Genomic DNA, 25,252 nt, shown 5'->3' on the forward strand with positions numbered 1-25,252 from the left:
CGGCGGACCGTGGGTGCTGCGCGGGGTCGACCTCGACCTGCCCGCGCACACCCTGATCCGGGTCGACGGCGCCAACGGCACCGGGAAGTCGACCCTGCTGAGGCTGCTCGCCGGGATCGACTCCCCGACGGAGGGCCGGATCACCGGCCGCCGGCCGCGCACGGCGTACGTCCCCGAGCGCTTCTCGGCCGCGTTGCCGTTCACCGCGGCCGGGTACCTCGTCCACCTCGGCCGCATCCACGGCCTGCGGACCTCCGAGGCGGCGGACCGCGCCCAATCGTGGCTCGAACGCTTCGGGGCCGCCGGCCACGCCCGTACACCGCTCCCGGACCTCTCCAAGGGCACCAGTCAGAAGGTCGCCGTCGCCCAGGCGCTCCTCGCCGAGCCGGAGCTGCTGATCCTGGACGAGGCATGGACCGGGCTCGACACGGCGGCCCGCGACGAGCTGGACCGGGCCGTGGCCGAACGGGTCGCGGCCGGCGCCACCGTCGTCTTCGTCGACCACGACCCGCGCAGGCTCGCCGGGGCGGCCGACGCCGTGTTCCGGATCGAGGGGAACGGCCTGTTCGCCACATCCGGGGCACGGTCCGTCGAGACGGGCCCGCGGGTACGGATCGAGGCGGCGGGCCCGCCCGGCGCCGTGCTCCCCGCCGGGCTGCCGGGCGCGCCGGAGCACACGCCCGGGGCCGACGGGGGCGTGCGGCTCACCGTCGCGGCCGCGCACTCCGACGCGCTGCTGTGCGCCCTGCTCACCGCGCGCCCGCCCTGGCACATCCGGCAACTGGCCGCCGCCCCCGGCCGCGTGGAGAGCCCGGGGACCGACGGGCCCCCGCACCGCACCCCGACCCCCGAGGCATCATGACCGCCCTCCTCCGCTACCAGACCGCCCTGTTGGTCCGCTCCCAGCGCTGGCTCGCCCCGGTCCTGCTGTACGTGGCCTTCATCGGCGTCGGCGTGCAGTGGGGGCAGCCCGTCCTCGACTCGCTCGGCTACGCCGCCGCCGGGCTCCTGCCCGTCACCGCCTGGCTCGTACAGCTCTGCGTCAACCAGGAACCGCCCGCCGCCCGGACCGTGACCGCCGCGGTGGTGGGATCGCCGAGGGCACATCTGGCATCGCTGCTCGCCGCGCTCGGCTGCGCCGGGCTGCTGGGTGTGGCCGCCACCCTGACCGTGCTGCTGATCAGCAAGCCGGCCAGCACCGACAACGCCGTCCGGGTGGCGCTGCTGCCCGCCGGGATCGCCGGACTGCTCGCCGTCGCCTGCTGTGTGCTGCTGGGGGCGGTGGCCGGTGCGCTCTGCACCCGGCCGCTGCTGCGTCGGCGGGGCTGGTCCGTCGTCGGCACCGTGCTGGCCGCGCTGCTGGCCCTCGTGACCAGCGGGTCGCCCGCGAACTCCGCCGTGACGGACCTGGTCTCCGGCTCGCGGACGGGCACGGTGCACCTGCCCGTCCTGCCGTTCGTCGTCGCCGCCGCCCTCGCCGCCGCGGCGGCCGCGCTCGCCTGCAAGCTGGCTTCCCTGCGCGGCTGAGTAGGCTCGTACGCATGGACGAGCGCATGGATGGGCGCAGGGATGAGGCGTACTGCGGTACACCTGCCGCGGACCCCGCGGCCACCGGGACGGAGACCGCCGCGGGTCCTCCGTACGCCGAGTGCGTGCTCTGCCGGAAGCCGACCGAGTACCCGGAGTCGGTCAGGGGCATCACCCTCTGCCCGGTCTGCGAATGGCAGGAGGCCCAGCGCACGGCGTGCTCCGGCTAAGGGCTGTCCCGTAATCCCTGGTGGATCAGCGTGCGGCGTCAGATGCGGTGCATCGCAAGGCGGAGGGACGCCCGAATACTGGATGTATTCGGGCGTTCCGACAACGCGGCGAGGTGCCGTAGCTGTCGTCGCGCGCCCGCCAGGCATTACGGGACAGCCCTTAGGTCGGGGCAGCGCTCAGCGCTGTGCCGCCCGGATCAGGTCGGAGACCTTCACGAAGCGGTATCCGCGCCTGCGCAGTTCAGGGACCACCTGGCGTACCGCCTCGTCCGTGACCGGCGCCGCGCTGCGGGTGCAGTGCATGACGACCAGCGAGCCCGGCTGCACCCCGTCCAGCACCTGCTCGGCCACCGCGTCCGCGTTCGTCGCGAAGGCGTCGCCACTGACGACGTCCCACTGCACCGCCGTCACCTTCTCGGGCGTGAGCGCGCGCAGCGACGCATCGTCGTAACAGCCGCCGGGGAAGCGGAAGTACGGCACCGTATTGCGCACGCCGGCCTTCCGGAACGAGGCGAAGGCCCGCGCCGTATCGGCGCGCATGTCGCCCTTCGCCACGGTCGGTAGTCCGTAGCAGGGGGACGTGAAGGCGTAGTGGCTGTACGAGTGGTTGGCGACCTCGAAGAGGGGATCGGCGCCGATGGACCTGGCCTGCGCCGGGTACTCATCGGCCCACCGCCCCGTCATGAACACCGTCGCGGGCACCTTCAACTCGCGCAGCAGCGCGATCAGTCCGGGGTTGTCGAAGTGCTCGCCCGCCGCCGCGCGCGGTCCCTCGGCGGCCGTCATGTCGGCGTCGAAGGTCAGCGCCACCACCTTCCCGCCGGTCCTCGCCCCGTGGGCGAAGACGGGTGTCTGTGCCCCGGGGCCCGGAGGCATGGTGGGCGGCGGTGCCGGGACCGGGTGCGACGGAGCATGGACCACGAAAGGCGTACGCCCTGCGGCCGAGGGGCCGTCGGCGGGCGTGCTGCCGTGGCCCCCACAGCCGGTGAGGCTGCCGAGCGCCACACCAAGAACAGTCAGAGCTGTCATTTTCCGCACGGAATGAGTCACTAGCGGAAAATATCTAGTTATGTAACTAGTGGGTGGATGTGGCGCTTCTCTCCGTCGGAGTCGCGCGCGGATTCACCCGGGCCGTCGAATCGCCGCCCCGGATGATCCGTCCCGCAGGTCCGCCCGGCGGGTCGCCCGCCCGGTCCGCTCCTACGCGTACGCGCGAACCGCGACGACATGCGCCGAGGCGGCTCCGTTGGTCGCCTCGACGACGATCCTCAGGGCCGTCGACGTGACCGGCTCGTCCAGGGTGTGCACCTGGCGGCGGCGCCGGTTGTCCGTCGTGCGGGAGACGGTCCGCCAGGAGCCGTCCGCATCGCGCGCTTCGACGCGGTAGTCCCGCAGCAGGGTCGGCAGCGTGTCGAACGGGGTCCGGTGGTGATGCAGGTTGATCAGGTCCTCGTTGACGTCGTCATCGGCGAGGACATCGATCCGGCGGAGCGTGACCGGCTGCGGCCAGGCCAGCTCCAGCCAGGCTCCCGCGCCCTTCTGGAGGGGCTCGGAGACCCACATGTGCGGACCGGCGTACGGGCGGGCGTAGCCGTCCACGGCCTTGGCGGGGGCGTATGCGGCGGTCTCGCCCGCCCGGAAGCAGAAGCCGCGGCGCAGCAGGCCCCTGTCGGTCCACTCGCGCAGCGGCTGCGGAGATTCGGCACGCGGGTCCAGCGGGATGCGGGTGAGGGCGAGCACGCCCGGGGCCGGCCCGTCGGTGCTGTACAGGGCGAGGCCCTCATTGGCCCGTACGACGACGAAGGCGTTGCGGGCGCTCTCCGGCGTCCACCGGAGCCCCGTCGCGACCCACTGCTTCGACCCGGCGGCGACCGGCACGGTGACGGAGTCGACGAGGCGGCGAGGAACGTAGTTCTGTCCGAGCTCCGGGTCGTGGAGCTCGACGACGAGTTCCGTGTCCCGCTCGGCGTCGACGAGCAGTTCGAGGCCGGTCAGTTCGGGGTCGACGGGAAGCACCAGGCCGGCGTCGGCGGTCAGCGGCAGGCGCTCCTGCAGTGTTCCGACACCGAAGTCGATCAGGCTGGACGAGGCCGTGACGGCGGCGCGCAGGGCCAGGTCGTCCGGGTCGGCCGACGCCAGACCGACGACGGAGGCGTCCTCCCGCAGCAGGGCGCGTTGCAGCACGGGCACATCGAGTGCGCGCGGGGCGACACCCCGGGCGGCGCACAGTGCGGCGGCGGTGCCCGCGGCCTGGCCGATCGTCGCGCAGGTCGCCATGACCCGGGTCGAGCCGAAGGCGACATGGCTGGAGGAGATGTTGCGCCCGGCGAAGAGCAGGTTCGTCGTGTTCACCGAGTACAGGCTTCGGTAAGGGATGTGGTAAATCCCGTCCGCGTAGCGCTGCTTGGCGCCGTCCCCGTCGGCGTACATGCCCTTCGGCGGATGCAGATCGATGGACCAGCCGCCGAACGCGACCCGGTCGGCGAATTCGGTCTGGCCGAGTATGTCGCCCTGGTGGAGCACGTAGTCGCCGAGAAAGCGCCGGTACTCGCGCTTGCCGGGCACCGAACCCACCCACTCCAGCGTCATGTTGGCGGCGTCGAACTCGCCCGAGTTCTTGATGTGGTCCCAGATGCCGTGGATGACCGCCCACAACTCGTCACGGATGGCATCGTTGTCATGCACCGTGTCCAGCTCGCCGCCGAACTCGATCCACCAGTAAGCACAGCCGTTGTCACCGGACTTGATGATGCGGCGTTGCGGAATCGAGGTCTCGGCGATGTTCTTGGCGAAGGACGGCGGCACGTACTTGACCGGGTGCCCCGCGTCCTTGGTGTAGAAGAGCAGGGTCGATCCCAGCGTGATGCTATCGGCCTCCTCCGGCGCCCACGGTTCGAGGTACTCCGCCCGCGACTCCCGGCCGATGCGGTGGCGGGCTCCCGCCAGGGCGCCGACCAGACCGTCTCCCGAACAGTCCAGGAACAGCTCGCTCTCGAAGCGGATGAGCCGCTCGGAGCCCATCATCCAGCCGGTGACGGCGTTGATGTGCCGGGCGTCCTCGGGCCCGTCCGCGTCCACTTCCCGCACGTCGGTATTGAGGTAGAGCGTGATCCCGGGCTCGGCCCGGACCGCGTCCAGCACGACCATGTCCCAGTAGTACGGATTCCCGTCCGGGTTGCGGAACTGGTTCTCGACGAAGAGTTCGCCCATGATGCCGCCCTCACGGGCGTTGTGGTTGTTGCCGTGTGCGGTGGCACCGACGACCCAGACCCGGACTTCGCTGCTTGAATTCCCGCCGAGAACCGGCCGGTTGTTGATCAGTGCCACGGTACGGCCCAGCCGGGCGGCGGCGATCGCCGCGCAGACACCGGCCAGACCGCCGCCGACGACGGTGATGTCGTGCCGTGCGGTTTCTTGCCTCATGGTTCACGTCCCATCGGGGGTTGGTTTCGAGGCTGCGGAAGGCATGCGGTGCACCGTCGAGGGTGAGGTGTGTTCCGTTCCCCGTCGGTGCGAACGGGTTCCGCGGAGGCGCGCGGAACCAGGCGGGAGCCTATCTCCATGCGTGGATCCCCGCCGCAGCTTCTGCGGCCGATGCCCGTCGGGACGCGGGCCGTTCGGGCAGCGCACGGGGGGGCGGACATCGACTGTCCGCCCCCGGCACCTCGTGGCTCAGCGCGTCAGCGCCACGGCCCCGTCACCGCGAACGTCGTCCCCGGTGTGTAGCAGTTCACGTACATCGTCCCGCCGTCCGGAGCGAACGTGACCCCGGCGAACTCTCCCCACTCGGGCTCCTGCGGTGTCCCGATGTTCTGCCGGCCCCGCGCCATCGCGTAGACCTCGCCGCCCCGCGTCAGACCGAACACATGCTGCGCGCCGTCGCCGTCCTCGCACACCATCAGCCCGCCGTCGGCGGCGAGGCAGATGTTGTCCGGGGACTCGCCCGGCAGTTGCACGTCCGTGCCGGGGCCGAAGACGATCACGAGCGTGAGGCGGCGCCGCTTCGGCTCGTACCGCCACACCTGGCCGTAGTGGTCGGCGGCCGACCCCTGCGAGCTGTGCGCGAAGCTGGAGACGAAGTAGACCGAGGAGCCGCCCCAGTAGCAGCCCTCCAGCTTCTGCGCGTGCGTGATGCCCTTCGGGCCGAAGTCCTGGAACCGGATCGGCGTCCCGGTCGCCAGCGGGTCCGGTACGGGGACCCACTCGATGCCCTCGAAGCTCGCCCCGGTCTCCTGGACCACGGAGAGGTCGGGCACGCCCGGCACCCGCATGGCCTCCAGATGGCCGCCGGCCCGCAGCGAGCCCGTACCGCCGAGCGGTTTGTTCGGCAGGAAGCGGTAGAAGAGCCCGAACGGCTTGTCGAACGCGTCCTCCGTCTCGTAGACGATCCCGCTCTTGGGGTCGATCGCGATGGCCTCGTGCTGGAAGCGGCCCATCGCGGTGAGCGGCACGGCCCCGGTGCGGTGCGGATCGGCGCCGTCCACCTCGAAGATGAAGCCGTGGTCCTTGGTGTAGCCGTTGGTACCGGCTCTGTCCTCGGTCTCCTCGCAGGTCAGCCAGGTGTTCCAAGGGGTACGGCCGCCCGCGCAGTTCACCGCCGTACCGGCGATGGCGACGCGCTCGCCTAGGACGTTGTTGCGGCCGTCCAGCTCCAGGGCCGTACAGCCGCCCTTGCCCATCGGGTCGTAGGTGAGGCCCTCGACGACCGGGACCTGGAGCTTCGCGGTGACGCGGTTCTCGTGGTTGCGGACCAGGCGGACGTGACCGTGACGGCCGGCGAAGGCGGCCATGCCGTCGTGGTTGCTGGGTACCGGGCCCTCGCCGGAGCGGAGCTGGTCGCCCTCCCTGGACAGGACGCGGTAGCGGAAGCCCTTCGGAAGGTCGAGCAGACCGTCGGGGTCGGGCACCAGCGGGCCGTACCCGCTGTGTCCCCGGGCGGCCGCGGTACCCGCGAAGAGTTCGGAGAACACCCCGGTGAAGGCGATCGAGGCAACGGCCGCGCCGCTGCCGGCCAGGACCTGGCGACGGGTGGCGGACAGACGTGACGTTTCCGCGGTCGGTCGTGACGTTTCTGATGACATGAGGCAACTCCCTGCTGGCGGACAGGAGAAGTGACCCGCATGTGTGTAGCACGCGTATCGCCGCGCGGGAACCATGCGGGTCACCGGGCCCCAGGTGTGTCCCGGGCCGGGAGTGGCCCCTGTGGTCAGGCCAGCGAGGCGGAGAGCGTGATCGTCGTGCCGGTCAGTGCCTGGCTGACCGGGCAGTTCGCCTTGGCGTCCTCGGCGGCCTTGACGAAGTCCGCCTCGTCGATGCCGGGCACCTGGCCCTGGACGGTGAGGTGGATACCGGTGATGCCGGTGCCGGGCTGGAGGGTGACGTCGGCCGTGGTGGTCAGCTGGGTCGACGGGGTGCCGGCCGCGGCCAGACCGTGGGCCAGCGCCATCGAGAAGCAGCTGGAGTGGGCCGCCGCGATGAGCTCCTCGGGGCTGGTCTTTCCGTTCGGCTTCTCCGCGCGGGACGGCCAGGAGACATCGAACTCGCCGACGCCGGAGGAGTCGAAGGTGACGACCCCCTTGCCCTCGAGCAGGTTGCCTTCCCAGACCGTGTGAGCCTGACGCGTGGTTGCCATGCCGAATCCCTTCAAACGGTGTGCGCGGTCGATACGGGAGCCCCTCGGCGCCCAAGGGCCCCGAGGGGGAGGTACGTCCCCGAACCTACTGCGCCACCAGCCCCTTCGCGTCGCGCGCCAGCGCCGTCAGCCGGGAGATTGCCCGGAAGTACTTCTTCCGGTATCCGCCGTTCAGCATCTCCTCACTGAACAGCCGGTCGAACGGCAGCCCGGAGGCGAGCACCGGGACCTCCCGGTCGTACAGCCGGTCCGCGAGGACGACGAGCCGCAGCGCGGTCGACTGGTCGGGAACCGGCTGGACCTCGGTGAGGCAGACTGCCCGCAGACCGTCCGTCAGCGCGCCGTAGCGGCTCGGATGGACCCGGGCGAGATGGTCGAGCAGCGAGGGGAAGTCGTCCAGGCTGGCGCCCTCGGTGGCGTACGCGGCCCTGGTGACCTGCTCGTCGGAGTACGGCGGCGGGGCCTCGGGCAGCCCGCGGTGGCGGTAGTCCTCGCCGTCGATCCGCAGCGGACGGAAGTGCGCGGACAGCCCCTGGATCTCCCGCAGGAAGTCGGCCGCGGCGAACCGGCCCTCGCCGAGCTTGCCGGGCAGCGTGTTGGAGGTGGCGGCGAGCGCGACCCCCGCCTCGACCAGTCGGCTCAGCAGCGACGACACCAGCACGGTGTCGCCCGGGTCGTCCAGCTCGAATTCGTCGATGCACAGGAGCCGGTGCCCGCTCAGCGTCTGCACGGTCTGCTGGAAGCCCAGCGCGCCGACCAGGTTGGTCAGCTCGACGAAGGTGCCGAACGCCTTCAGCGAGGGGGCGGCGGGGGTGGCGTGCCAGAGGGAGGCCAGCAGATGGGTCTTGCCGACGCCGTAACCGCCGTCGAGATAGACCCCGAGCGGCGCCGAGGGAGCCGTCGGCTTCCTCCTGCTGAACCGCCCGCCCGTCGCCCGCCACCACCCCTCGAAGGATGCGCTTCGCGCTCTTCCGGTTTTGCCCGAGCCGCTGGCGTGCGCCCCGCCGAGCCCGGCCGCGAAGTCGCTCAGGACCTTGACCGCCTCGGTCTGGCTCGGCTGGTTGGGGTCCGGCACATACGTATCGAAGCGTACGGAGTCGAAGCGCGGCGGCGGCACCATCTCGGCGACCAGCCGGTCGGCGGGAACGCGGGGTTCGAGTGCGCAGAGGGACAGGGGGGCCGTTTCGGCTATGGGGCTCTGCCCCGGCAGGGCTGTGGAGGACGACACAACTCTCAACCTTAAGCGCCGTGCCAGACTGCAGGACATGCGACGCCTCTTCCCTGTGACCGACCTGACACCGGCTGACCACGAGCACGAGGGGGAGTGGAGCCTGGACGCGCTGGCCGACGCCTACGCCTACCCCGAGCAGGACGGCCCCTGGCTGCGCGCCAACATGGTCTCGACGCTCGACGGGGCCGCCCAGCACGACGGCCGCTCGCAGCCGATCTCCTGCGAGAGCGACATGCGGATCTTCGGCACCCTGCGCGGTCTGGCGGACGTGGTGCTGGCCGGGGCGGAGACGGTACGCCTGGAGGGCTACCGCCCCGCCAGGGCCCGCGAGGCCTTCGCCGCCCGGCGGGCCGCGGCCGGACAGGGCCCCGCGCCCGCGATCGCCGTGGTGAGCGGCAGCCTGGACCTCGACTTCTCCTTGCCGCTCTTCACCGAGCCGCTCGTCCCGACCCTGGTCCTGACCGGTGCCGGAGCCCCTCCGGCCCGGATCGAGGAGGCGCGCCGGGCGGGCGCCGAGGTGGTGATCGCGGGGGAGGGCTCCCGGGTGGACCCTGCCAGGGCCGTACGGGAGCTGGCGGACCGCGGACTCGAGCGGCTGCTGACCGAGGGCGGCCCGAGGATGCTCGGTCAGTTCGTGGCCGCCGGGGTGCTGGACGAGCTCTGTCTGACCCTCTCGCCGATGCTGACCGCCGGAGACGCGCAGCGGATCGCGGGCGGCCCCTCGGTCGCCGTGCCGGAACGATTCGCCCTGGCGTCGATGCTGGAAGAGGCCGGGTTCCTCTTCACTCGGTACCGTCGGATCTGACAGTGGGCGGAATTTGTCGTTCCGGTTAGCCTCCGATGGGCACAATTACTCTCGCAGACCCCGTGCGAGCACGGGGAAGGATGGTTTCAGCAGTGACCGGCGACGGCCACTGAAGCAGAAGGGCACCCGTGGTGTTCACCAGCGTTTTGATGATCGAGAAGCCCCTCACCTCCGAGGACGTCGAGTTCGTCACCACCCTGCACGGGGAGGAGCCGATCTCCTTCGTCGTGCTCATGCAGCCGCGCGGTGACCAGGCCGATGTGCTGCTGCGGGCGATCGACGACCTGGCGATGGGCGAACTGAAGGAAGCCGCCCGGGAGAGTGAGGAGCCGGAGGGCAAGAACGCCAGACAGCCCGCCGAACTCGCGCTCGAAGTATCGCTGGAGGCCCTGCGGCAGGCAGGCTCCGAAGCGGTCGGACAGGTGATCGAGGACCACCCCCTGGACAAGCTGAAGTCCGTGGTCGACGACGCGGAGGCGGACGAGGTCATCGTGCTGACCGCGCCGCACTACGTCGAGGAGTTCTTCCACCGGGACTGGGCGTCCAGGGCCCGCCACAAGGTCGGCGTACCGGTGCTCAAGCTCTTCGCGCACAGCGAATAGGCTGGGCGGGCACCCCGTACCGGCTCCGGTACCCGTATCGACTTCTGGGAGACACACGCATGGCACCCGGTATTCCTGCCGCCATGGAACGGCCGCACTTCATCGGCATCGGCGGCGCCGGAATGTCGGGCATCGCGAAGATCCTCGCCCAGCGCGGTGCCAAGGTCGCGGGCAGCGACGCCAAGGAGTCGGGTACCGCCGAGGCGCTGCGGGCGCTGGGGGCGACCGTCCACATCGGGCACGCCGCCGGACATCTGGCGGACGACGCGTCGTGCGTGGTCGTCTCCAGCGCCATCCGCGCCGACAACCCGGAGCTGCTGCGCGCCGCCGAGCTGTCGGTCCCCGTCGTGCACCGATCCGACGCGCTCGCCTCGCTCATGGGCGGCCTGCGCGCCATCGCGGTGGCCGGTACGCACGGCAAGACGACCACCACGTCGATGCTGGCCGTCGCCCTGACCGAGCTGAACCTCGACCCCTCGTACGCCATCGGCGGCGACCTGGCCGGCCCCGGCACCAACGCCGCGCACGGCGAGGGCGCGATCTTCGTCGCCGAGGCGGACGAGAGCGACCGCAGCTTCCAGAAGTACGACCCCGAGGTCGCGATCGTCCTCAACGTCGAGCTGGACCACCACGCGAACTACGCCTCGATGGACGAGATCTACGAGTCGTTCGAGGCCTTCACCGGCAAGGTCGTCCCGGGCGGCACCCTGGTGATCGCCGCCGACCAGGCCGGCGCCGTCGAACTGACCGAGCGGGTCCGTGCCCTCCCCTCGCTGAACGTCGTCACCTACGGCGAGTCCGAGACCGCCGACGTACGGGTCCACAAGATCACCCCGCGCGGCCTGACCAGCGAGGTCACGGTCATCCTGAACGGGAAGTACCTCACGTTCACGGTCTCCGTGCCCGGCCGCCACTACGCCCTCAACGCCGTCGCGGCCCTCGCCGCCGGTGTCGCCCTCGGCATCCCGGCCCACAACCTGGCCTCGGCCCTCGGCAAGTACACCGGGGTCAAGCGCCGCCTCCAGCTCAAGGGCGAGGCGGCGGGCGTGCAGGTCATCGACTCGTACGCGCACCACCCCACCGAGATGACCGCGGACCTCGAAGCGATGCGCGGCGCCGTGTCCGACGCCCGCCTCCTGGTCGTGTTCCAGCCCCACCTCTTCTCCCGCACCCAGGAGCTGGGCACCGAGATGGGCCAGGCCCTCGCGCTGGCCGACGGCTCCGTGGTGCTGGACATCTACCCGGCCCGCGAGGACCCGATCCCCGGTATCACCAGCGACCTGATCATCGACGCCGCGCGCTCCGCGGGCGCCGACGTCACCGCCGTCCACGACAAGGCCGCGGTCCCGGGGACCATCGCGGGAATGGCGAAGCCCGGCGACCTCGTTCTCACCATGGGAGCGGGCGACGTCACGGACCTCGGCCCGCAGATCCTGGACCATCTGTCGAGCTGAGGGAGCGCCGTGTCGTACGACATCGAGAAGCCGGACGAGCAGTGGCGGGCGGAGCTGACGTCGGCCGAGTACGCGGTCCTGCGCCAGGCCGGCACCGAACCCGCCTTCGTCGGTGAATACACCGACACCAAGACCACGGGCGTCTACTCCTGCCGCGCCTGCGGTGCCGATCTGTTCCGCTCGGACACCAAATTCGAGTCGCACTGCGGCTGGCCGTCCTTCTACGACCCGAAGGACACGGACGCGGTCGAACTGATCCAGGACCGCAGCCACGGCATGGTCCGCACCGAGGTCCGCTGCGCGCGCTGCGGATCGCACCTCGGCCATGTCTTCGAGGGCGAGGGCTACCCGACCCCGACGGACCAGCGGTACTGCATCAACTCGATCTCGCTGCGCCTGGCCCCGGACGAGGGCTGAGGGACGAGCGCCGGGACGGGTGCCCCGGAACGAACGCGTTCCGGGGCACCCGCTCCGCCGTGCGGGCTCAGTGCACGTCCCTGCGCATCGGCACCAGGACCGCCACGAACGCCGCGGCCAGGGCGTAGCCGACGAGCAGCAGTCCGCCACCGACGGGGGAGAGCAGCGGCACCGGGCCGGTCGCCAGCTCCGCGGCCATCGTGTCCGCGACATAGCTGAAGCCGGTCAGGGACGCCGTGGCGCCACCGGGCAGCACCGGGTAGAGAAGTCTGACGCCCGGGATCATCATCAGCAGGTACTCACCCGCGTACAGATAGCCGACGACGACGGCCAGCGCCGCGACCTGGTGGCGGATCAGCGCCCCGGCGGCCACGCCCAGCAGGGTGTACACCGCCATCGCCAGGGCCGGCCCGAGCAGCAGCGCCCACACTTCACCGGTGGTCATGCCGGGGGTCACCCCGCGCGCCGCGGCGCCCCCGAAGAAGGCGGCCCCGGCGGTGCCGGTGAGCACCAGCCCGTACACCAGGCCGGCGACGCCGTACGCGACGAGCTTGGCGGTGAGCACCTGCCGGCGCCGCGGGGCGTGGAGAAAGGTGTACGTGGCGGTGCGGTGCCGGTATTCCCCGGTCATCGCCAGGGTGCCGAGCGCGGCCGGCAGGAACACCGTGAAGCTCAGCATCCCGAGGACGGAGCGGACGCCGTCCTCGGTGTCCAGGCCGGGCGCCGGCGGATCGAAGTTCTCCGGGCCGACCAGCGTCATCACCCCCACCATGCCGCCGCCCAGGGCGACGGCCGCGAGGAGTGCCCACAGCCGGAGACAAGTGGCGGCCAGTCGCCGGAACTCCGCCTTGATCAGTGCGTTCATCGCCGGTCCCGTTCCTCGTTCGCCGCTACCGGCGGCCGGTCGTGGCCGGCCGGTGCGTCGTCCCCCGCCAGCCGGAGGAAGAGCTGCTCCAGGCTCGTTCCGGCGGTCAGCCCGTACACGCGCAGCCGTTCGGCGGCGGCCAGATCGGCGACGGCGGAGTCCGCCATCCCGTACACGCGCAGCGTTCCGTCCGGCATGAGGTCCACCCGGTCGGCCGCGCCGGCCCCCGCGGTGCCGCGCAGCAGTGCGGCGCGCAGCGCCGCCGCGTCCGGGGAGCGGACCAGCACCGTGCCGGGCGAGAGCCGCTCGATCTCCGTCAGCGGTCCCGCCGCCACCAGCCGGCCCTCGCGGATCACGACGACGTCCTCGACGATCTGCTGCACCTCGCTCAGCACATGGCTGGACACCAGCACCGTGCGCCCCTCGGCCGCCAGCTCGCGCAGCAGGCCGCGCAGCCAGGCGATGCCCTCGGGGTCGAGTCCGTTGCCCGGCTCGTCCAGCAGCAGCACCCGCGGGTCGCCCAGCAGGGCGGTGGCGAGGCCGAGCCGCTGCCGCATGCCCGTGGAGAAGGTGCGGGTCCGGCGGTCCGCCGCCTGCGCGAGTCCCAGCCGGGTCAGCAACCGGTCGACCCGGTCGGCCGGATGGCCGCCCATGGTGCGGTAGATGTGCAGATGGTCCCGAGCCGTGTGGCCGGGGTGGACCGCGGAGGCGTCGAGCACGGCACCCACGGTGGCGGAGGGCCTGGACAGCTCCGCGTACCGCTCCCCGCCGATGGTGGCGGTGCCCGCGGTCGGCCTCACCAGGCCGAGGATCATCCGCATCGTCGTGGTCTTGCCCGCGCCGTTGGGGCCGAGGAAGCCCGTCACGACGCCCGGCCGTACGGTGAAGCTCAGATCCTCGACGGCGCGGACACGGCCGAACCGCTTGGTCAGCCCGTCGACTTCGATACGCAGGCCCTGCGGCCGCCCGCTCATCGGGTGCTCCCCACCCGCTGCTCGATGAGCCGCGCCAGTCGCTGCGCGTCGTCGAGCGAGAGGACGAGCTCGTCGAAGCCGCCACCGGCGGCGGCGCGGTCCAGCTCCACGCGCAGTCCCGGCCTGTCCCGGTAGGCGGCCACGAGCTGGCGAGGGCCGGTGAGCAACCCCCAGGTGCCGATCTTGGCGACTCCGGAGGCGTGCAGGCCCTTGCGGGCGCCGTGGGCGGCGCGCAGGGGATGGTCGAGGACGGTCACCCGGCGGACCGCGGTGAGCGGCACGGTCAGCGGGTCGCGCCGGATCCATATGCGCTCACGACCGGTGAACTCGATGGTGAGGCCGGTGTCGGAGATGTTCATCAGTGCCATGGGGATTCACCCTCCATCGGGGGCCTGGGCGGCCCCTGGGCAGTTGCGCAGGGCCATCGCGCTGCCGCATGTGCCATGAGCGTCTGTTCTATTAGATGTATAGCAGATAGAGTATGGGGCGTGTACCTAGTGCTCGACCTCGACAGCGAGGTGCCGATCTATCAGCAGATCCGGGACCGGGTGGTGGAAGCCATCGCGGAAGGGGCGTTGGCGCCCGGTGCCGGTCTTCCTTCCACCAGGCAGCTGGCCGTCGACCTGGCGATCAACTTCCACACCGTCAACAAGGCCTATGACCTGCTACGACGCGAAGGGATCATCCGCATCAACCGCAAGAGCGGTGCGGCGGTCCGGCCGGATGTCAAGCAGCCGTCGGACGAACTGCGGGCCGGCGTCGACTGGGAGGCGCGGATGCGTACCCTCCTCGCCGAGCTGGACGTGCGAGGGATCGCGAAGGAGGAGGTGAAGAGGCATGTCGCGGCGGTTCTGGACGGCTTCCCCGGGAGGGGGGACGAAAAGCCCTGACCCGTGGGGCCGGGCGGGAGACCTGGGACCGCCAGGCCCTGTCGTCAAACTGCCGTCTGCGGGCGACGACGGCAGTTTGACGGCAGGGCCCAGGCCGCGGCACGACGTCCCTCGCGGAGCGGCGCGCGGAACGAGACCCCGAAACGTCATTCCGTGTCCCGGTGCGGCGCCCCGCTCCACCGGGATCAGCGACAAGAACGGACAGGTGAACACCTTGCTGGTCGACGCAGCTCTCAATTTCGGCCTACTCGCGGTGCTGAGCGCCGTCCTGTACGCCGCCCCCAGCCCGCTCCTCAACCCCTCCGCCGTACCCTTCGGCGTCCGTGTACCGCCGGACAAGACGCGCGCCGCCGTTGTCGAGGAACAGCACAGTCGCTACCGCGGTGCCATGCTCGTCGCCGCGGCCGTCGTCACGGTGCTCGCCTCGGCGCTCGGCGCCGCGCTCGGCACCCTCACCGCCGGAGCCGCCGGTTCCCTGCTGCTCTGCGCCCTCGCCGCCGCCCTGTGGGTACGGGCCCACCGCGGCATCGCACGCGCGAAGGCGGAGGGCGGATGGTACGGACAGGCCCGGCAGGGCTCCGTCGCGGATACGTCCCTGCGTACCGACCCGGTCCGCTTCCCCTGGGGCTGGACCGTCCCCGGGCTCGTCGTGATCGCCGTCAGCTTCGCCGCGGGCGTCGTCGTCTACCCCGGCCTGCCCGACCGCATCGCACTGCCCGAACGCTCCTCCGGCGGAACCGTCTACCACATGTACACGACCAGTGTGTGGACCGCTTTCAGCCTCGTCCTCGGCCAGGTCCTCCTCACCCTCACCATGGCCGTCGTCGTCGCCGGGCTGCTCCGCGCCCGTGCCGACCTCGATGTGGCACGCCCGGTGGCCGACGCCGCCCGGTACCGCCGCTACCTCACCGTCACGGCCCGCTCCATGATGGGCATCACCGCCCTGGTGAACCTGATGCTGCTCGGGCTGTCCGCGCTGATGTGGAGCGACACCCGCTCCATGGTCGTGAGCCTGGCCGTCACCGGCGTGCCGTTCGTCGCGGTGCTCGCCGTGGTAGCCCGGTTCGTCCTGCGCGTCGGGCCCTCCGGCAGCAGGCTGCCGGAGGGCACGGGCGAGGAGAGCACCGGACTGGTCGCGCGCGACGACGACCGCTTCTGGCGCGGCGCCGGCACGATCTACGTCAATGCCGATGATCCCGCGGTCCTGGTGCCCAAACGGGTCGGCATCGGCTGGACGGTCAACTTCGGCAACCCGCGGTCCCTGGTCGTCGCGGCCCTGGTCCTCGCCGTCGCGGTGGGAGCGACCGTCGTCCAGGCCGTCCGGTGACTCCGGGGCGGCCGGGGCCTCCGCCTTGACGGGCGTGGGCGCGGGGCGGGGCGGATGCGGGGGCCGACGCCGGTCGTCAGTCCTCGGTCTCGCCCTCGGCGCCCTCCGGCCGCAGCAGCGGATGGGCGACACCCGGGAACACCCGGGCCCGCACGACCGGCTCCGCGGATCCGCCACGGATCACGGTCTCGGCGACACCCCACGGCCGACCGGGCAGCACCACGGTCAGGATGTACGAGGACGCGCAGCCCATGCAGTCGTAACGGTCGGCCCAGGTCTCCACGTCCGTGACGCTGCCGGGGTAGCGCGCCATGTGCCGGTGGAGCGCGTGGCAGCGCTCGCACCGCTCACCGGGCTCGCACGTGCCGCCGCAGGGGCAGGGGACATCGAGGGTGTCGGCGGGACGCCAGCGCTGGGTGAGGACGGCCTCACGCGTGGCGCCCATGTCCTTCATGGCCTTCAGATTGCGGGCGGCGACGTTGTACGACTCGCCGGTCGCGGCCATCCGGTCCCGGATGACGTCCTTGCGTCCGCGGTTCGTCGTCATCTGTTCCTCCTGGGGGTGTCACGCAGCCCGCCGGGAGCGCACGAGATCGATAGGTCACACGGTACCGGTCGCCCCGGACGGGCCACGACTTCCGTGGCCCGCCCGCGATTGCCGAAGGTGTCGCGGGCGGCCACCGAGGACCTCGCCTACGACCGCCGGAGAGCGTCGCCCACGACCGCCGAAGGGTGTCGCTCACGACGGCCGAGGGGTGCCGCTCACGACCGGCGCACCCGCGCCGCCAGTCTGCTGCCGAGCCGCCTGCGGAGGCCGCCCGGCCGGTTCCACGTCCGGAACGCCTCCGCCGTACGGCTGCTGCCCGCCCGCTCGGCGGCCTCCTCCACCGCCGCCAGCTCGCCGGCGGAGAGGCCGCGCACCACCGGACGCAGCACCTCCTCCAGCAGCGCCGCCCGGGTCTCGCCCCAGGCACGGCCCGCGTGCGGGTGGGAGCTCCAGACGGTGAAGCAGTCGGCGACATAGGCCGGGTCGGAGCGCAGCCGGGCGAGCACCGCGTCCTGCCGGGCGGCGTTGCCGTAGGCCGCGATGAGATCCGGGTCGTCGCTGTGGACGAACGCGTACAGCTCCGCCTCCGGCCGGTCCGGGGCGAGCAACTGCCCGGCCAGGGCGCCGAACGCCTGCTCGCGCACGCCCGGCTCCACCGGTTCGGCCCCGGCACACAGCTTCCGGGCCTGTTCCGCCCAGCCGGGCTCCGCCGCCCCCGAGCGGACGTCCCGCGCGAACTCGAGGAGGAGCAGGGCGCCGCGCGTCCGCGCGTCGATCTCCTGCGGGAAGCCGCGCAACAGGTCATGGGCGAGCTCGGGGGCCTCCGCGTCGTCGGCGGGGGCACCGAGCACCGCCGCGACGAGAACGGCCCACGTACCGGCCGTACGGTGCGCGTCGGAAGTGCTCCCACTCAGCAGCAGCCGGGCCTCGCCCGCCGTGGGGGTGCCGTCGCCCCAGGCGAGACCCACCGCCGTACGCAGCACCAACGGCTCGGTGAACGGTGACATTCCACCGGCGCGCAGCACCGTGTTCAGCACCTTCACCCGGTCGTCGCCGCTGCCCGCCCTGGCGTCCGGCGCCGCCGCGCACATCCGCAGATGCGGCAGTGCCTGTGCCCCGGTGAACGGCAGCGCGACCTCCGCCAGCAGCCGCTCCGTCGCCGACGGATCCTGCGGGGCGATCCGGTCCAGCTCGCCGAGCAGCGCCGTACGGACATCGAACTGCTCGTCCAGCAGATCGAGCAGCACCGCGGCGCAGTCGGCCGGCCCTTCGTCCAGCAGGGACCGGGCCATCCGGCCCACGACGTCGGGGAGCAGTTCCGCGCAGTCCACATCGAGCAGCCGAGCGATCCGCAGCAACTGCACGGCACGCCCCACACTCCGCCCGGGAACGGGCGTCGCGGAGGCCGCGAGGGGCGTACCGGTGGCGAGTTCGGTACGGAGGTCGTCGCCCAGAGCCGTGACCAGCGCGGCGACGGCACGCTCCCCGGCCGGTCCGGCGAAGACCGAGCGCGCGGGCGGTTCGAGTGCGACATCGCCGCCGTGGACCGCCTCCGTCACCAGCAGGGCGCCGAGCGTCGCGGTCGTGGCGGCGGCGGACCGGCCGTCAAGGGCGGTCAACAGCCTTGCGACCCCGGACAGTTCGGTGCTCGTGCGGTCAAGTCCGGGAGCGGTCAGCGCGTCGGTCAGCTGCCGGGTCCGCTCCTCGTCCAGCGCGTACGGCCGCTCGGCCGCCCAGTTCGCCGCCGCGGCGCGCCCTTCGGGGCCGAGTGGGACGCCCGCGCAGAGTGCCGTCACCGCGAGCGGCCCGGCGGCGAAGGGTTCGCCGGGCAGCTCCGCCGCCACCCGGAACAGCTCGGGGGACCGGTTGCGCCAGATCCGGGCGCAGGTCTCGGCCCAGGCATCGCCCACCGGCTCGCCGGGGCGCGCCCCGGCGCAGTCGCGCACCAGGAACGCGCCGTCCGGGCCGGTCGGTTCGGGGGCGTCCTCCGGCAGCACCCCGACGACCCGGTGCGGGGAATCGGACGGCCGGCGGGTATAGGTCGTGAAGGTCAGCCGCTGAGCGGTCTCCGGCGGCAGTACGGCTCCGGCCAGGGCGATCCACCGGGCCACATCGGCGCACTGCCGCTCCACGAGAACGAGCCGCGCCTGCGCCGGTTCCTCGCACACCCGGCGCAGGTCGGCGAAGACCGCCGCCAGCCAGGGGCTCCGGGAGACCGCGAAGTCGTTGAGCGCCTCGGGACCGAAGGCGGCGGAGGCGGGCAGGGCGGCCATGGGGCCGGGGGTGCCGCCGACCGGCGCGACGGAGGCCCAGTTCGGCGACCGCCAGGCCGTGATCGGCAGCGCTTCGCCCGGCAGCCGGGTACCGGCCGGAAGGTGCACCGCGTGCGCGTGGAATCCGCCGGCGCCGGGGCCGCCGAGCGCCACGGTGCGGCTCAGCAGATGACTGCCGTCGGACAGGGTGCTGAAGCTGAACGCCTCAGGAAACGAACGGAGTTCGCCGGTGGTGGGGTGGTAAGGAGCTCCGGCGGGCGGCTCGTATCCGAGGAGCTGCTCGGCCTCCGCCAGCACCGGCGTGGGTATGCCGGCGCTGACGGCCGTGAACCGTGCGCCGCCCCCGTCGTCCCCCGCGGTGGCAGAGGTGTAGTGCAACTGCGCGAGGCTCATGCGTCGGCCCTCTTCGTCCTTGCCGCGAACGTCCCCGTACCGTCAGCACGCCCGCTCCGCAGGCCGTCCGTCGAGGGCGGGCCGTCCGGGCGCAGCGACGACCCCGGCGGGGAGCGGTCCGCAATCGCGGGAGCGACGCTATCAAGGCACACCGCCCCGCACGCACCCCGCAGGAAGGTCGCCCGGGGCCTTCGTCCGGACCCGGCCGGGCTCGCGGGACCCGGCGCGCGGCGAGCCCCGCTCAATGCGCCTGCGTCACCCCAATGGCCCTGGCACCCGCCGCCCCTCCAGTCGTTGAGCGTCTTCGGATTGCTCAATCCCCCGAGGGCACTGCTCATTGGGCCCAAGGATCCCTCTGTGTACTGGAGTTACTCCGTTGAATCTCAAGACTCTCTCCGCGGCAGCAGCCGTTCTGGCGCTGGCCGGTCTCGCTGGTTCGTCCACGGCCAACGCGGTGCCCGGCACGGTCTCCGGCGACGGCGGCAACCGCATCGGCACCCTGCGTGTCAACGGTGACGCCTACGTGAAGGAGGGCGGCCTCAGCGCCACCTGGGTCAAGGAGTCGGGGGACGTCAAGCAGATCGCCCTGTCCGGCAACCGCATCGGCGTCCTCACCGGTGACGGTGTCGCGTGGGTGAAGGAGGGCGGCCTGAGCGCCACCTGGGTCAGGGAGTCGGGGGACGTCAAGCAGATCGCCCTGTCCGGCAACCGCATCGGCGTCCTGAAGGACAACGGCGAGGCCTACGTGAAGGAGGGCGGCCTGAGCGCCACGTGGGTCAAGGAGTCCGACAAGGTCAAGGAGCTCGAACTCTCGGGCAACCGCATCGGTGTCGTCACCGGTGACGGTGTCGCCTGGGTGAAGGAGGGCGGCCTCAGCGCCTCCTGGGTGAGGGAGTCCGACAACGTCATCGGCATCGACCTGGCCGGCAACCGCATCGGCGTCCTCACCGGCAACGGTGTCGCCTGGGTGAAGGAAGGCGGCCTCAGCGCCTCCTGGGTCCGGGAGTCCGACGACGTCATCCAGCTCGAACTGTCGGGCAACCGCATCGGCGTCCTGAAGGACAACGGTGAGGCGCACGTGAAGGAGGGCGGCCTCAGCGCGAGCTGGGTCCACGAGTACAACCAGGCCATCCAGATCGCCCTGTCCGGCAATCGCATCGGTGTGCTCAAGGGCGACGGCGACGCACGGGTGAAGGAGGGCGGCCTGACCGCGACGTGGGTCCTGGAGGCCAACGACGTCACCGAGCTGGCCTTCTCCTGACGAGTGACGCGTGACGCGTGACGAGTGACGCGTGACGAGTGACGCGTGACATGTCGCGTCCGGCCTGTAACACCTGATACCGTGCCGCGCCGCGCACCGGAGCCGACTCGGTGTGCGGCGCGGCGTGGTCGGTCAGGAGCGGGGGGAGCCCTCCCGGGTCGAGACGGTGACGTGCTGGACGCGCATCGGGTGTCCCGGTTCGGTGTTGGGGCCCGCGGTGGCGCCGTCGGCGGCCGGGAGTTTGCCGCCCATGGCCACGTTCAGGATCAGGAACAGCCCGTGGTGCACCGCCCGGTCCCACGTCCGGGAGTCCATTCCCGCCTCGGTGACCCGGTGGTGGACGCGGCCGTCCAGGTACCAGCGCACTTCCTCGGCACCGGGCGTCAGATCGACCTCGACGGCGTAGGAGTGGAAGGCGGTACGGCAGCCGGGGCACGGCCGCGGTCCCGAGGTGAGGCCCACCGGCTCCTCGCAGGGGCCGCCTTCGAAGGTGCCGCAGTGCATGCTGCCGAAGACGGTGTCGCGGCCGTTGACGGACTCCATGACGTCGAGTTCACCGACCGAAGGCCACCCCGTGAAGCCGTCGCGGAGCTTCGCTCCCAGGGTCCAGAAGGCCGGCCAGTAGCCCGCCGCCGCGGAGCCGGTGACATCGGGCAGCGCGATGGACGCCTCGATCCGCATAGCACCGCCGGGAGGCGGTGCGAAGTCCGCCCGCCGGGACTCGATCCGGCCGGAGTACCACTTGCCGTCCCTGAGCGTGGGGACGATCTCCAGTGAGCCCTTCCCGTCCAGGCGCACGTTGTCGGTCGAGTCCGTCATGGTCTCGATCTCACCGGTTCCCCACTGCGGGGCCGGGCAGCCCGGATAGCAGGTGCCGATGTCGTACTTCCAGCGGGCGGCGGACGGGCGGCTGCCCGCCGGCCCTTCGAAGTCGTCGTGCATGATCCGGGTCCAGCCGTCCGCCTCCGGCCCCGGGCCGCCGGACAGTGCTCCGGCCTCCGAGAGGAGCCGTTCGAGCCGGGGCGTGAGGACCACGGCGGCGACATCGGTCAGATGGGCGTCGTCCCGGTACAGCAGGATCCGGTCCAGCACCGCCGGGCAGGTCGCCCCCTTCGGCGGGCACAGGACCGGGTCGACCGACACGGCCCGCACCCCGGGCAGCCGGCCGGACGCGATCCGCCGCGCCAGCGGGTCGGGCCACTGTGCGGTGTCGCGGTCGAACGCGCATGCCTCCGGGTCCGTGGTGTGCCCGGAGACGCAGGCCGGGATGTCCTTCCCCGGCACGGGAGTGTCCTCCAGGTACACGATCGGGACCCCGAGCGCACGCAGGGGCTTGAGCGTCTTCTCCCAGCCCCTGGTGAGGAGTCGCTGGTCATCGGTGTAGCGGTTGAGGGAGGCGATCACAACGAGGCGGGGCTTGGGCCCCTTGCCGAGCCGGGTCAGGGTGTCCGTACGCCAGGTGTCGCACTCGTGATAGGTGCGGCCCAACTGGGGGTTTACCACGCGCAGTTCGGGCAGTGGGCAGCCCTGCTTCATCAACTCCTCAAGGGCCCAGCCGCGTTGGGCCGCCAGGGCGAGCATCGGGGAGAACCACTGGCCGGCATGCGAGTCGCCGAGCAGGACGATCCGGTCCGGGCTGTCGGTCGCCCCGAACAGGCAGGGCGGACTGCTGGTCACCGGCGGTGCCACCTCACAGGCCCCGTCCGGCGGGAAGTCCTTGCGCGCCTGCACGGGACTGGGTACCACGGGGCCGTCCTTGAACGGCGTGCCGTTCCGCGACAGCAGATGCGGGCCCTCGGCCGCGCCCGGCGGCAGGCCCTTCACGTCCACCGGTGCGGCCGGGCCCAGCAGCCGCAGGGTCGTGGTGCCCATCACCAGCGCGAGGACGACCGGGATGACGACGGCCGACACCCCCACCGACAGTCCGCGCCGGGGCAGTTCGGACACGGTCCTGCTGTGACGCACCGGCTGTTCGACCCAGCGCATGGTGGCCAGCGCGGGCAACGCGGACGCCACCGCCAGCGCCGCCTTCGCCGGCCAGTCCAGCGTGCCGAGGCGGGCCTCGGCGAGTACGAGTACGGGCCAGTGCCACAGGTAGAGGGTGTAGGAGAGCCGTCCGACCGCGCGGGGTGCCCGGCCCGCCAGCAGCCGCCCCACCCCGTACGCGTCCGGGTCGTTCGCGCTCCCGGCGGCCGACCGGTCGGGTATCCCGGCCAGGATGACCGCTGCCGTGGCCAGCGTCGGCACGAGCGCCGCGTATCCGGGGTACGGGGTCGACGCGTCGTACTCGACCATGCACCACAACAGTGCCCCGGCCCCCGCCCACCCGCACAGCAGACGCAACGGGCGGGGGGCCGCGCAGCAGGTGCCAGGGCAGCAGTGCCAGTAACGCACCGTTGCCGAACTGCCATACCCGCGACGGAGTTCCGAGGTATGCCAGCGAAACGGAGTCACTTGTCCAGCGCAGGGACAGGGCGAAGGAGCCGAGCGTCAGCAGCACGGTGAAGGCGGTCACCGCCGACCGCACGGCGCGCCCCCGGCGTGCCGCCCTGGCGGCGACGTACACGAACCCGGCGAGCAGCGGGGCCCAGAGGAGATAGAACTGCTCCTCCACCGCCAGCGACCAGAAGTGCAGCAACGGGCTCTGGTCGTGGCCTGCCGCGAGGTAGTCGGTCTGCTGCTGGACGAAGCGCCAGTTGGCGGCGGACAACGCCGCGGCCACCACGTCGTACTCCAGCTCGGTGCGGCGCAGCGGGACGGTGAGCCAGGCCCCGGCCAGCGCGACGGCGCCGAGGACCACGGCGGCGGAGGGCAGCAGCCGGCGGGCCCGGCGGGAGAAGAACTCGCCGAGTCGGATGCGCCCGGTGGTGACGGCCTCACGCACCAGGAGCCCGGTGATCAGATGGCCGGAGATGACGAAGAAGACATCCACTCCGACGAATCCGCCGGTCAGGCCGGGCACGGCCGCGTGGAAGGCGAGGACTCCGAGGACCGCGACCGCGCGCAGCCCCTCGATGTCTGGGCGGAACCCGGGGCGACGGAAGCCGGGAGCCATGGTCGTGGACATTGATCTGACGGGCCTTTCAACTCAGCCAGGGCAGCATCGGGTTGACCCAACCGGATGCGAGCAGGGCGGTGAGCAGGAGAAGTGTTGTGGCGGCCAGCGCTTCGGGCCAGCGCCTGGGCCGCAGGGAGCGTCCTGTCGGACGTTCCGGCCGCGCGGGCCCGCGTGCCGGGTCGGCGGGGCGCAGTTCGGTCAACAGGTCGCGTATCAGAGGCAGGTTGATCTGGCACTGCACCAACAGGTAGAGCGCGAGACCCCAGTTGGGTTCCCAGCCGTTGCGGGCCACCGCCAGGGCGAGCCCGGCAGCTGCTGCGCCGGTGGAGCAGCAGAGCCAGGCGAGGGAGACGATCACGACCCGGCGGGCCATGCCGCCCTTCGCCGCACCGCCGGCCCCGGTGGGCACCCAGGCCGCGCTGCGGCCGCGCAGGGTGTGCAGAAAGGCGGCCCCGGCGGCGACGCTCGTCAGGACGTTGGCCCGGATCACCTCCACCCGCCAGCGGGTCCGGCTGATCCGCGGCAGCAGTACGTGCCAGAGCCAGAGCGGGGCGAGCAGCGGCAGCACGTGCCAGGGGCGGACGTCATCCGGGTACCGGAACAGCATCACCAACGGCGGCAGCGGAGCGGCGAAGGTGTTCACCGCCGTCGTCAGATAGCCGACGATGCCCTCGTAGAAGCACAGCCGCATCCGCCAGGGGGCGCCCATGCGCTTGAGGACGGGCGTCCCCAGCAGATGCAGATTGCCCATCGCCCAGCGGTACTGCTGGTTGACGAAGGACGCCAGGTTGTCCGGCGAGGTGCCCTTGGCCACCAGTACCGGAACGTACAGGGTGCGGAATCCCTGTTCGTGGAGTGCGAGCCCGGTGAACAGGTCCTCGCTGTGGTCGAGCCTGGCGAAGCCGCCGGCCAGGTCGATGGCGCTGCGGCGGTAGACCGCGTTGCTGCCGCAGCAGATCGCGGCGTCGCTCGCGTCCCGGGACGGCTGGATCCAGCGGAAGAACCACTCCTGGGCCGATCCGGCGGCGCGCTGGATCCAGCTCATCGACCTGTCGGTGTCGAAGCACTGCGGGCTCTGCACGATGCCGACACCCGGGTCGGCGAGATACGGGACGAGATGACGCAGGAAGTCGGGCCTGGGCGCGAAGTCGGCGTCCAGGATGGCGATGTACTCCGCGCTGCTCAGGGTGAGCGCGTGGTTGAGATTGCCGGCCTTCTTGAGGTGGCCCCGGTCGGGCCGGACGACGTACCGGTATCCGTACGAGGCGGCCAGCTCGGCGACCTCGGGGCTCGCGGCGTCGTCCAGCACCCAGACGGTCAGCGCGCCGGGCCAGTCGACCGCCGAGACCGCGCGGTAGGCGTTGTCCAGAACGGCGAGCGGTTCGCCGCAGGTCGGCAAGTACAGGTCCACACCGGGCAGTTCGGCCGGGTCCCAGGCATGGACGAGCACCTCGTGCGAGCGCCTGGTCAGCCGCCGCTGGCGCAGGCTGTTGACCGAGGACAGGACGAGGGCGACGACATTGAGGGCGAGCACCGCGAGGAAGGCCCACAGGGCCGGAGTGCGCAGCGCGAAGGTCAGCATCGTCGCCGCGGTGAGTGCGAAGGCGAACGAGGTGCTGATCAGTACCCAGCGGCGCTGCGGCCCGAAGTACCAGTAGAGCTCGTGGTCGGATGGTGGTTGAGGAAGATGATGGATCGTCATAAGACCCCCATGGCCGGGCATTTGGCGGCATCGGGTGATCCACCATACCGTCAAAGGTATAGAC

21 protein-coding genes and 1 pseudogene are annotated in these 25,252 nt (G+C 71.9%); 10 read left to right on the forward strand and 12 right to left on the reverse strand.

What is annotated here, in order from left to right; translation table 11 throughout:
• Nucleotides 1-13 precede the first annotated feature (13 nt).
• From OG611_RS32360 to OG611_RS32370, 3 genes are read left to right on the forward strand one after another with little or no spacing between them, the layout of a single operon-like run.
• On the forward strand, nt 14-862 hold the full coding sequence (locus OG611_RS32360) for an ATP-binding cassette domain-containing protein (RefSeq protein ID WP_266428333.1): 849 nt from the start codon (nt 14-16) through the stop codon (nt 860-862).
• Complete coding sequence (locus tag OG611_RS32365; protein ID WP_266428335.1) at nt 859-1,527, forward strand: ABC transporter; 669 nt, start codon at nt 859-861, stop codon at nt 1,525-1,527. Before OG611_RS32360 ends, OG611_RS32365 begins: the two co-directional genes overlap by 4 nt.
• A 14-nt stretch (nt 1,528-1,541) precedes the next feature.
• Nucleotides 1,542-1,757 (forward strand): hypothetical protein, encoded by a 216-nt coding sequence (locus OG611_RS32370; protein WP_266428338.1) that lies wholly within the window; start codon nt 1,542-1,544, stop codon nt 1,755-1,757.
• A 177-nt stretch (nt 1,758-1,934) separates the two neighbouring features.
• Here the strand turns inward: OG611_RS32370 and OG611_RS32375 are convergent, their stop codons facing one another.
• The 5 genes from OG611_RS32375 to zapE all read right to left on the reverse strand — a co-directional run bounded on the left by OG611_RS32375 (nt 1,935) and on the right by zapE (nt 8,617).
• Nucleotides 1,935-2,786, reverse strand: coding sequence for a polysaccharide deacetylase family protein (locus OG611_RS32375; RefSeq protein ID WP_266428340.1), 852 nt, complete (start codon nt 2,784-2,786; stop codon nt 1,935-1,937).
• 171 nt (nt 2,787-2,957) lie between these two features.
• Nucleotides 2,958-5,180: an FAD-dependent oxidoreductase gene (locus tag OG611_RS32380; protein WP_266428342.1), complete on the reverse strand. Its 2,223-nt coding sequence runs from the start codon at nt 5,178-5,180 to the stop codon at nt 2,958-2,960.
• A gap of 257 nt (nt 5,181-5,437) precedes the next feature.
• Nucleotides 5,438-6,838 carry an alkaline phosphatase PhoX gene (locus tag OG611_RS32385; RefSeq protein ID WP_266428345.1) on the reverse strand — a complete coding sequence of 467 codons (1,401 nt, stop codon included), beginning with the start codon at nt 6,836-6,838 and terminating at the stop codon, nt 5,438-5,440.
• 125 nt (nt 6,839-6,963) lie between these two features.
• On the reverse strand, nt 6,964-7,389 hold the full coding sequence (locus tag OG611_RS32390; RefSeq protein WP_266428347.1) for an OsmC family peroxiredoxin: 426 nt from the start codon (nt 7,387-7,389) through the stop codon (nt 6,964-6,966).
• Nucleotides 7,390-7,474: 85 nt separating this feature from the next.
• A complete protein-coding gene (gene zapE, locus OG611_RS32395) occupies nt 7,475-8,617 on the reverse strand; it encodes a cell division protein ZapE (protein ID WP_266428349.1) in 1,143 nt (380 codons plus the stop codon).
• A gap of 37 nt (nt 8,618-8,654) precedes the next feature.
• On the opposite strand from zapE, the gene OG611_RS32400 reads away from it, so the two are divergent.
• From OG611_RS32400 to msrB, 4 genes are all read left to right on the forward strand, one after another.
• A complete protein-coding gene (locus tag OG611_RS32400; protein ID WP_266428352.1) occupies nt 8,655-9,425 on the forward strand; it encodes a pyrimidine reductase family protein in 771 nt (256 codons plus the stop codon).
• Between the two features lie 149 nt (nt 9,426-9,574).
• On the forward strand, nt 9,575-10,027 hold the full coding sequence (locus tag OG611_RS32405) for an indole-3-glycerol phosphate synthase (RefSeq protein ID WP_266428355.1): 453 nt from the start codon (nt 9,575-9,577) through the stop codon (nt 10,025-10,027).
• Nucleotides 10,028-10,086: 59 nt separating this feature from the next.
• Nucleotides 10,087-11,481 (forward strand): UDP-N-acetylmuramate--L-alanine ligase, encoded by a 1,395-nt coding sequence (gene murC / locus OG611_RS32410; RefSeq protein WP_266428358.1) that lies wholly within the window; start codon nt 10,087-10,089, stop codon nt 11,479-11,481.
• Between the two features lie 9 nt (nt 11,482-11,490).
• Nucleotides 11,491-11,898, forward strand: coding sequence for a peptide-methionine (R)-S-oxide reductase MsrB (gene msrB, locus OG611_RS32415; RefSeq protein WP_266428360.1), 408 nt, complete (start codon nt 11,491-11,493; stop codon nt 11,896-11,898).
• A 67-nt stretch (nt 11,899-11,965) separates the two neighbouring features.
• Here msrB and OG611_RS32420 read toward each other — a convergent pair whose 3' ends face one another.
• From OG611_RS32420 to OG611_RS32430, 3 genes are read right to left on the reverse strand one after another with little or no spacing between them, the layout of a single operon-like run.
• Nucleotides 11,966-12,763: an ABC transporter permease gene (locus OG611_RS32420; RefSeq protein ID WP_266428363.1), complete on the reverse strand. Its 798-nt coding sequence runs from the start codon at nt 12,761-12,763 to the stop codon at nt 11,966-11,968.
• Complete coding sequence (locus tag OG611_RS32425) at nt 12,760-13,737, reverse strand: ABC transporter ATP-binding protein (protein ID WP_266428366.1); 978 nt, start codon at nt 13,735-13,737, stop codon at nt 12,760-12,762. The genes OG611_RS32420 and OG611_RS32425 overlap by 4 nt, the downstream gene beginning before the upstream one ends.
• Nucleotides 13,734-14,105 carry a hypothetical protein gene (locus OG611_RS32430; protein WP_266428368.1) on the reverse strand — a complete coding sequence of 124 codons (372 nt, stop codon included), beginning with the start codon at nt 14,103-14,105 and terminating at the stop codon, nt 13,734-13,736. The genes OG611_RS32425 and OG611_RS32430 overlap by 4 nt, the downstream gene beginning before the upstream one ends.
• Before the next feature lie 129 nt (nt 14,106-14,234).
• On the opposite strand from OG611_RS32430, the gene OG611_RS32435 reads away from it, so the two are divergent.
• Together OG611_RS32435 and OG611_RS32440 are read left to right on the forward strand one after the other, a co-directional pair.
• Complete coding sequence (locus tag OG611_RS32435) at nt 14,235-14,627, forward strand: GntR family transcriptional regulator (protein ID WP_266428370.1); 393 nt, start codon at nt 14,235-14,237, stop codon at nt 14,625-14,627.
• 205 nt (nt 14,628-14,832) lie between these two features.
• A complete protein-coding gene (locus OG611_RS32440; protein WP_266428373.1) occupies nt 14,833-15,954 on the forward strand; it encodes a DUF1648 domain-containing protein in 1,122 nt (373 codons plus the stop codon).
• 76 nt (nt 15,955-16,030) lie between these two features.
• Here OG611_RS32440 and OG611_RS32445 read toward each other — a convergent pair whose 3' ends face one another.
• Together OG611_RS32445 and OG611_RS32450 are read right to left on the reverse strand one after the other, a co-directional pair.
• Entirely contained in the window at nt 16,031-16,501 is a 471-nt protein-coding gene (locus OG611_RS32445; RefSeq protein ID WP_266428375.1) for a hypothetical protein, read from the reverse strand.
• Nucleotides 16,502-16,716: 215 nt separating this feature from the next.
• Entirely contained in the window at nt 16,717-19,167 is a 2,451-nt protein-coding gene (locus OG611_RS32450; RefSeq protein ID WP_266428378.1) for a GTPase-associated protein 1-related protein, read from the reverse strand.
• 376 nt (nt 19,168-19,543) lie between these two features.
• Here OG611_RS32450 and OG611_RS32455 point away from each other — a divergent pair, with 376 nt between their 5' ends.
• Entirely contained in the window at nt 19,544-20,428 is an 885-nt protein-coding gene (locus OG611_RS32455; protein WP_266428381.1) for a peptidase S1, read from the forward strand.
• A gap of 132 nt (nt 20,429-20,560) precedes the next feature.
• Here OG611_RS32455 and OG611_RS32460 read toward each other — a convergent pair.
• Together OG611_RS32460 and OG611_RS32465 are read right to left on the reverse strand one after the other, a co-directional pair.
• A pseudogene (locus tag OG611_RS32460) lies at nt 20,561-23,495 on the reverse strand (acyltransferase family protein).
• A gap of 16 nt (nt 23,496-23,511) precedes the next feature.
• Nucleotides 23,512-25,188, reverse strand: coding sequence for a cellulose synthase catalytic subunit (locus tag OG611_RS32465; RefSeq protein ID WP_266428384.1), 1,677 nt, complete (start codon nt 25,186-25,188; stop codon nt 23,512-23,514).
• Between the last annotated feature and the right edge of the window lie 64 nt (nt 25,189-25,252).

This window comes from Streptomyces sp. NBC_01363, from assembly GCF_026340595.1.
Lineage (GTDB): Bacteria > Actinomycetota > Actinomycetes > Streptomycetales > Streptomycetaceae > Streptomyces.

Excerpts from the sequence above, each read along its gene's own strand:
- OG611_RS32365 (WP_266428335.1), top strand. The coding sequence starts at position 859 with ATGACCGCCCTCCTCCGCTACCAGACCGCCCTGTTGGTCCGCTCCCAG.
- OG611_RS32370 (WP_266428338.1), top strand. The coding sequence starts at position 1,542 with ATGGACGAGCGCATGGATGGGCGCAGGGATGAGGCGTACTGCGGTACA.
- OG611_RS32375 (WP_266428340.1), bottom strand. The coding sequence starts at position 2,786 with ATGACAGCTCTGACTGTTCTTGGTGTGGCGCTCGGCAGCCTCACCGGC.
- OG611_RS32380 (WP_266428342.1), bottom strand. The coding sequence starts at position 5,180 with ATGAGGCAAGAAACCGCACGGCACGACATCACCGTCGTCGGCGGCGGT.
- OG611_RS32385 (WP_266428345.1), bottom strand. The coding sequence starts at position 6,838 with ATGTCATCAGAAACGTCACGACCGACCGCGGAAACGTCACGTCTGTCC.
- OG611_RS32390 (WP_266428347.1), bottom strand. The coding sequence starts at position 7,389 with ATGGCAACCACGCGTCAGGCTCACACGGTCTGGGAAGGCAACCTGCTC.
- OG611_RS32400 (WP_266428352.1), top strand. The coding sequence starts at position 8,655 with ATGCGACGCCTCTTCCCTGTGACCGACCTGACACCGGCTGACCACGAG.
- OG611_RS32405 (WP_266428355.1), top strand. The coding sequence starts at position 9,575 with ATGATCGAGAAGCCCCTCACCTCCGAGGACGTCGAGTTCGTCACCACC.
- murC (WP_266428358.1), top strand. The coding sequence starts at position 10,087 with ATGGCACCCGGTATTCCTGCCGCCATGGAACGGCCGCACTTCATCGGC.
- OG611_RS32420 (WP_266428363.1), bottom strand. The coding sequence starts at position 12,763 with ATGAACGCACTGATCAAGGCGGAGTTCCGGCGACTGGCCGCCACTTGT.
- OG611_RS32425 (WP_266428366.1), bottom strand. The coding sequence starts at position 13,737 with ATGAGCGGGCGGCCGCAGGGCCTGCGTATCGAAGTCGACGGGCTGACC.
- OG611_RS32430 (WP_266428368.1), bottom strand. The coding sequence starts at position 14,105 with ATGGCACTGATGAACATCTCCGACACCGGCCTCACCATCGAGTTCACC.
- OG611_RS32445 (WP_266428375.1), bottom strand. The coding sequence starts at position 16,501 with ATGACGACGAACCGCGGACGCAAGGACGTCATCCGGGACCGGATGGCC.
- OG611_RS32450 (WP_266428378.1), bottom strand. The coding sequence starts at position 19,167 with ATGAGCCTCGCGCAGTTGCACTACACCTCTGCCACCGCGGGGGACGAC.
- OG611_RS32465 (WP_266428384.1), bottom strand. The coding sequence starts at position 25,188 with ATGACGATCCATCATCTTCCTCAACCACCATCCGACCACGAGCTCTAC.